This window comes from Okeania sp. SIO2F4 (assembly GCF_010672385.1).
Classification (GTDB): Bacteria; Cyanobacteriota; Cyanobacteriia; order Cyanobacteriales; family Microcoleaceae; genus Trichodesmium.
In genome coordinates, this window is record NZ_JAAHGT010000498.1 from 1 (window position 1) to 6,936 (window position 6,936).

At 33.0% G+C, this 6,936-nt stretch carries 7 protein-coding genes; 1 reads left to right on the forward strand and 6 read right to left on the reverse strand.

Features of this window, described 5'->3' with window-relative positions; genetic code table 11:
• Positions 1-138 precede the first annotated feature (138 nt).
• The 6 genes from F6K22_RS25745 to rdgB all read right to left on the reverse strand — a co-directional run bounded on the left by F6K22_RS25745 (position 139) and on the right by rdgB (position 6,372).
• Positions 139-702: a type 1 periplasmic-binding domain-containing protein gene (locus F6K22_RS25745; RefSeq protein ID WP_293104573.1), complete on the reverse strand. Its 564-nt coding sequence runs from the start codon at positions 700-702 to the stop codon at positions 139-141.
• 9 nt (positions 703-711) lie between these two features.
• Positions 712-3,147 carry a tetratricopeptide repeat protein gene (locus F6K22_RS25750; protein ID WP_293104576.1) on the reverse strand — a complete coding sequence of 812 codons (2,436 nt, stop codon included), beginning with the start codon at positions 3,145-3,147 and terminating at the stop codon, positions 712-714.
• A 337-nt stretch (positions 3,148-3,484) separates the two neighbouring features.
• Positions 3,485-3,988 (reverse strand): hypothetical protein, encoded by a 504-nt coding sequence (locus F6K22_RS25755; RefSeq protein WP_293104579.1) that lies wholly within the window; start codon positions 3,986-3,988, stop codon positions 3,485-3,487.
• A 66-nt stretch (positions 3,989-4,054) separates the two neighbouring features.
• The gene (locus F6K22_RS25760; RefSeq protein ID WP_293104582.1) at positions 4,055-4,759 is read right to left on the reverse strand and encodes an ATP-binding protein; all 705 of its coding nucleotides are present in this window, start codon (positions 4,757-4,759) and stop codon (positions 4,055-4,057) included.
• A 181-nt stretch (positions 4,760-4,940) separates the two neighbouring features.
• Positions 4,941-5,120 carry a Txe/YoeB family addiction module toxin gene (locus F6K22_RS25765; protein ID WP_363274428.1) on the reverse strand — a complete coding sequence of 60 codons (180 nt, stop codon included), beginning with the start codon at positions 5,118-5,120 and terminating at the stop codon, positions 4,941-4,943.
• Between the two features lie 646 nt (positions 5,121-5,766).
• On the reverse strand, positions 5,767-6,372 hold the full coding sequence (gene rdgB, locus F6K22_RS25770) for an RdgB/HAM1 family non-canonical purine NTP pyrophosphatase (RefSeq protein ID WP_293104585.1): 606 nt from the start codon (positions 6,370-6,372) through the stop codon (positions 5,767-5,769).
• A gap of 66 nt (positions 6,373-6,438) precedes the next feature.
• Between rdgB and F6K22_RS25775 the strand changes: the two genes are divergently transcribed.
• Complete coding sequence (locus tag F6K22_RS25775; protein ID WP_293104588.1) at positions 6,439-6,618, forward strand: helix-turn-helix domain-containing protein; 180 nt, start codon at positions 6,439-6,441, stop codon at positions 6,616-6,618.
• Positions 6,619-6,936: the final 318 nt, after the last annotated feature.

Sequence of the window (6,936 nt, forward strand, 5' to 3'; positions counted from 1 at the left end):
TAAGTTCATTGTGAGTAAATATCTGTTATTATCTAAAATAGAATAATATATGCAAAAACTAAGACGTCTTAGTTTTTAGTAGGTTAGGTTGAAGTCATTTTAGTTATTAACGATCGCTGAAAGTTAAATTAGTTGACACTACTCTTCTACTAAATGAAAATTTAAATAAGAACAATATGGATCGTTAGATTCAACAACTTCAACCAGCATTGGTTTACCTAAAGGTTCACCGTCTGGATTAAATCTAAGATTTTGTCCAGATGTTTCTTCAGGTGGCAGATTTACTTCTTTAAGTTTTTCCAAAATTGTAGATCTGGTCGGATTTGTACCCGAATTAGATAACGCATCAAGAAAAGCCTTAGTTGCATCATAACTGGTAGCAGTACGCCAGGCAACATCTCCTCCCCACAGAGGTTTTGCTCGATCTAAAAATGGTTTTGCTGCGTCTAATTCTTTATGCCACGGTACTACCAAAATCAAACCTTTGACTGCTTGCTGACCTTTGTTTAAGGTCTTACAATTATAAAGAGTATCACCACCAAATAACTGTAATCTTTTATTTTCTGGTAATTCATAATTAGCTTTGGCAATCTCAACTGTTAAGTCAATTGTTTTGACATCTCCGAATAGCATACTAACCTCAACTAGGTTGTCTGCAGCATTCTGAACTTCTATTTTTGGATTGAAATACTTTTGTTTCAAATTTATACTTTAAACTTTTTTACTATTATTTAAAGAGTTAAATTCAAAATAAAAAAAATCCTTTAGAGTTCGACTAAATGAACTTGGTTCATTATAGAAAATAACCACTTTTTCTATGGGCAAATATCCCACATACTCAGCTAGCTTTTTGCTCATTTTTGAGTTATCAAATACTGTTCTAAAGAAAACATCATCTTTCAATTCTGTACTTGTACTGGTAGGAGAAATAATAGCTAAATTTTCTAGTTTATATACTTCCAATGCTGCCTTACTAGCATTGCTAGAATTATGTCCTATGACTCCTAAAATAGATCTATTTTTAACTATTTCTTGGGCTACTTTATTAGATATTTTAGGTTCATTACTATCATTAACAATGACAATCTCTAGTAATCTAGTACCTGATGAAAAATCGTTATTTTTTGCCTGATTTTCGTTAGATTCATTTTGTGCCTGGGCAACACCTCGTAAAACTTCTTTAGATCTGTTAATATCTTGATCTGCTGGTATAACTACCGCTATAATTATAGGATTACCATACTTACGAGCTAAGGAATTGTTATAGTAAATCAACGGTTCTGGTTCGTTACGATTAGCAATTATAAGCTGTTGAAAACAGTCAGTAGCTTGACTGTAATTATTCTGTTGAAATTTTTGATTACACTCTAAAAGATTATTATAATAGATTTCATTGTTAGTATCATCAAATACTGTGTTCTCACCTCTACTAAACCTTTGTTGCTTCTCTTCATCTGATAATATTTTATCTAACTGAGAATCTGGAACAGGTTTAAGTTTGAATCCCAAAAAGATTCCTATTCCAATCAGTATGGGAACTGCTAAAGCTGCTGTTAAAATCACCAAACGAATTGGAATTTGCTTCAACTTTTTACCATGAGAAACTGGAATACTTATAGGGTTTTCCTTTGCTCTCAGGTGTCTAATTTTCTCTAGGGCTTTTGTATTCTTAGGCTCAATTTCTAATATTCTTTCATAGATTTTTTGAACTAGGATTAAATTTCTCTCAAGTAAACGATTGTTTTGGAAATAATGATCGCCATGACCAAACAATGATTCTATGTAATCTTTTGCCGTACGTTGTGGATTAATTTTGTAAGCTCGAGCGTACAATTGTGATGCTTCCTTGAATTTTTGATTTTTCCGGTATGCCTCAGCCAACCGGAATAAAGCACTAAAATGGTTAGGATTAAGTTCTAGAGCTTTACGATAGTGGTACAACTCATCATCTATATTTCCCCGGTTCCGCCATATATTAGCTCTTTCATAATAATAATTAGCTTCAGAATCAAGTTTCTCCAGTTCCCATATTTCTGACTGTAGTGGATAATATTTGATTAACCAACGACGAACAAACTCAACGGTAACTCTATTACTATCTCTATCTAAAAATTCATTTTCAATTAAAGTTTGTTGCGCCTGAAGTAGTTGCTCTATATTAACTCCATAGCTTTTAAGCAAATTTAGTGAGTTTTCCGGGTGTAACCGATTTTGCCTGGCATTCTCTTGAGCTACTGCTGCTGCTGAGAATACTACTCTTTCTGGAATCTGTAATCCCTCCCGAAACCAAACTAACCCTCCTTCGCTCAACTCAATAGCATCGTCTATAACTTCACCTACATCAGTTCCCAAAATCTCAGCTTTTTCTTTTTCCCGTGCTTGTGCAAACAGAGCGTAACATATAGCTTGTGTAAAGTAAGGATGTCCTGCTGAGAGTCTGATAATTTCGTTTATTGATTTCTCATCATATTGCAGTAATCCTATAACAGGGTTTGTAATTAACCTTTGGGTACTTAATCGATCTAGTAATCCTATTCTCTGCTGAGGTGCCCTCTTAAATAAATTAATCAGTTTTGGCATATCATCTAGTCGCCTTCCCACAACAGGAATAATAAAAAGTTGCTTCTCCTGAGACAAAATTAGCTTTAAGTATCCAAAGAATTCTTCAAATTCTGATTCATAATTATTGTTGCTGTCTAAAACATCAAACTCATCAAGTAATAATACTAAATTTACACTACCCAATTTCTGGAGTATCTGATGCAATAATACTGTGAATTTATTTGCTGTATCTTGTTTTAAATCTTGGAGTGAAGGTAAGCCAATTACATTTAGAGATACTTTAAGATGTTTAAAAATCTCTTGGGCAAGTTTGTAGATAATTTGATTGTGAGACCATTTGCTTTTATCTTGAAAATCTAACATGATAAAAACAAATTTATCATCTAAATTTACCTTTTTAGGAATTTGCTGTAGTACAGAGGATTTACCTATACGTCTTTGACCATGTAGTAGAATAACTTGTTCATTATTACTCAAGTTATCTTCAATAAAACGAAACAGACTTTCTCTGCTAAAAAACAATTCAGATTCATCAATAGAGCGACAAATAATATAAGGATTTCGCCAATTTATTGTAGATGTCATATTAATTTATTAGCTTTTGTAGCAATTATATTTTTACTATTACTAACTAAGATAAAATAACCTTTTTTATATATAATTAAATAGTTATAGTTTAGTAGGATGCTTTAATAAAATTTAACGCACCATTTCTATTTTAGCGAGTGATTTCAGCCATCTAAAGCACAGTAATGGACTGAGACTTATGAAATGGTGCGTTACGACGGATTATTAAATGTCTTTAACAGTCTAAAATTTAGCCGTCTTTTCATGTCCGCTCTTAGCGGAAACGCACCCTAATAGACCACTGAACTAACAGTAAAATAATTTTTTCAATATCTAAATTAAGGAACTATCAAAATTATGCAAAGCACATTGCTAGCTTGCTTACCCATTTGACGATAGATTGTATAGCTTCTTTATTTTCTGACAAATACTTAATCACATTTGTTACTTTTTCTGCTTGTTGATGACTCATCAAATTGATAAATACTTTCTCTCTCTGTTTAAGTGTTTCTGCATTAGTATTTTCAATTTCTTTAATTACCCACCACTCCATAATTGTTGAAGAAAATAAATAAACTGTATTTTCTTGTTTTGTAGTTCGTTTAATCACTCCCCTTTGTTCTAAGTCAATCAACTCTCGTTCTTTCTGACTAAAAATAATATTAATATCACCTAAATCATAGCGTTTATTTTGTACGCGACCTTCTAAATTAGACAATGCAATTAGCATTAACAAAGTTTGTTCTAATTCATTAGCAAGCTGCCATGTCTCTTGAAAAAAATTCTCTGTTGCTGCTACAAACTCGTTAGCAAATATCTCAGCATTAAGTGTTTCTCCAGAGCGTCTTTTGTTGTGCAAAATAAATCCATAATTTTGTAGTAAAGCTGGATTTCCATCAGCAATTTCTTCAATTCCTTCTCTTAGTTATGGTGTTATTTCTATCTTATTCAATAGACTATCTACTTCATTTTGATTGAGTGGTTTTAATTGTTGAAATGCGTAATGATTATACCAAGGAGATTTTTCTGGTGTCAGACGGGGACCTGTTTCATTTAGGCGTCGTAATGAAGTTACAATCATTGATAGATACCTTCTTTCTGAGGAGTGATAGGCTAAATTACGACACTCGCTCAAGAATGTTTCTACGTCAGTTTCAGTATATTGAGAATGAGAGTTCAAAGTTACATTATAATCATCTAAAAGTAGCACTAAAAATTTGTTTTCCTCGCCTATTTTTTTTAAAATATAGCGCAGGTTATCTTTAGTTGATTTAGGCTTTTTTAGTAACTCTAGAGTTTTAGCTTGTAGGGTAGGGTTATCTTTAGTTTTTTCTCTAATTAAATAAATAATTCTCCGCCAAAAAGTAGCAGGGAAGAAAGGCTTAATTTCTAGGCAACTTAGATAAACAATTACCGCTGTAGATGGATCTATATCTTCTGACTGCCAGACTTGATGAGATGTTAGAAGGTTAAGGAAAGAAGTTTTTCCCATACCAGGGCCACCCCAAATAGCCAAATTACTGCGATTGTATATTTGGTCAAATGCTGTTGCGATTAAATTTTCCCGTCCCACAAAACGTTCTGGGGCAACTGGTTGGCCTACAGTGAAAGGATTTCTTAGACTTGCCATTGTGGTCTTGATTTTAAAATTTGAGGAAGGACTTGCAGATTATATTTCTGCTAATTCGGCTATTATAACTTTACAGTTAGCTAAGTAGGTAGGTTTAAAAGGAAAAGAAAGAAACCCTCTAGACAATTTTATTAATGTTGACGAGAAATATTAGAAGCTGAGAAATTAAGTTATTCTTTCATTACTCATAATGATATTTACAGGCAATAATAATAATTTCATCATCAGTTACTTTATAAACTAAACGATGCTCGTCATTGATACATCTTGACCAATAACCACTGAGTTCATATTTAAGAGGTTCTGGTTTACCTAAACCAGAAAATGAAGAACGGTCAATATCTTTAATCAGAGTGACTATTTTCTAATGAATTTTTTGATCGATTTTCACCCACTCAGTAAAGTCTGAAAAAGCAGACGCTTCAAATACAATTCTTTTAGTCACTCAATTTCTTCTAATGAAAATTCAATTAAATTAGTTTGCCTATCGACATTTTCCACAGCATTTAACAACCTATTTTTGTTGATTTTACTTTTAAATAAGTAAGCTGTTTCCTCAACTTCAGAAACAATATTTTCAATTTATTTTTCTATTAAAATTTCAATATATTGTTCAATTGATAAGTCTTGTAACTTAGCTTTTTCCAGAATTTGCGCTTCAATTTCTGGCTTTAAATTAATAGTAATCATAATTTTTATCTACGCTTTACCGAATAATTAAGGTTTAAAGCCTCTCATGAGCAAGGAGAAACAAGAAAAAATTTTCCTTTTATTCAATCCTCTTCCTTATTAGGGAGAGGTAATTATCAATTATCAATTATCCATTATCAATTATCCATTATCCATTATCCATTATCCATTATTGAAAATACTGCCAAAGGCTGAGAAAAACCATCACTTATAGAAATAGACATCTCCAATAATAAAAAATAAAATCAACTATGACACATAAATCATCAATTATTTCTACCTGCTACCTCTTTTCTGGAGATGTTTAATATACAAAACTAGCCAAACATAGCTTTTATCTGAGGCAATAATATTTTAAAAGCTTCACCACGATGGGAGAGCGATCGCTTCATTTCTCCAGACATTTCGGCAAAGGTCTTTTCTACAGCAGGAACATAAAAAATAGGGTCGTAACCAAACCCACCATTTCCACGAGGACTATATAAAATTTCTCCACGGCAAATTCCCTCTGTCTCTAAAGCAACTGTACCATCAGGTCTAGCAATAACCAAAGCACAGACAAATTGTGCTTGACGATTAGAATTATCTCCCAACTCTGTCAAAACTCGCTCTATTTGTTCAGCAACAGTAGGAGCGTAACGAGCAGAATAAATTCCCGGTCTGCCATCCAAAGCATCAACTGCTAATCCTGAATCATCAGCGATCGCCCATTCCCCAGTAGCTTTTGCCACACCAGTTGCTTTAAGGCGAGCATTAGCTAGAAAAGTTTCCCCAGTTTCCTCAATTTCTAAATCTTTGGGTTTTAATTTTAATTGTAAATTCAAATCAGCCAGATATTCCTGCATTTCTTGAACTTTTCCAGGATTACCAGTAGCCACAACTAGCAATTTAGGAGTTGTTTGTGTAGGAGTAATATTTTCCATTTTTCTATATAAATATTGATTCAGTTCAAGATACTTATATCATGTCTCTTATGTTATAATCTGGATATGCTAACACTAACCTACGAGTTTAAATTAAGTCCCTCTCAACAGCAGATAGCCATCATAGAAGATATGTTGGCGGTTTGTAGAAAGGTGTGGAATTATGCTTTGAGAGAGCGGAAATACTGGATAAACAGTAGGAAATGTGCGGTTAATTCTTGCTTATTGTATCAAGACCTTTTCTAGGAGAAACATATTCTTGATACCCGCTAATTAAAGCAACAGCAATTTTATTCATAAGTTAAGCAATAAATTTTTATCTTAAGCTAACTTAGACTACAAAAATTAAATCTTCATTTCCTATTTTTCTATAAATTTAGTAGTAGCTCGTCTAGACGAAAATTATAGGTAAGTTTGAGGATAATGAAGACCTCTCCCCCAACCCCTCTCCTTTTAGGAGAGGGGAGAGAGAAATATTCCCCCAACGCTAGCACTTAAGGGGGTTAGGGGGTTAGGTTTTTTTTACCCACAATTTTAGCCTAGACACACTACTACCTATATGTT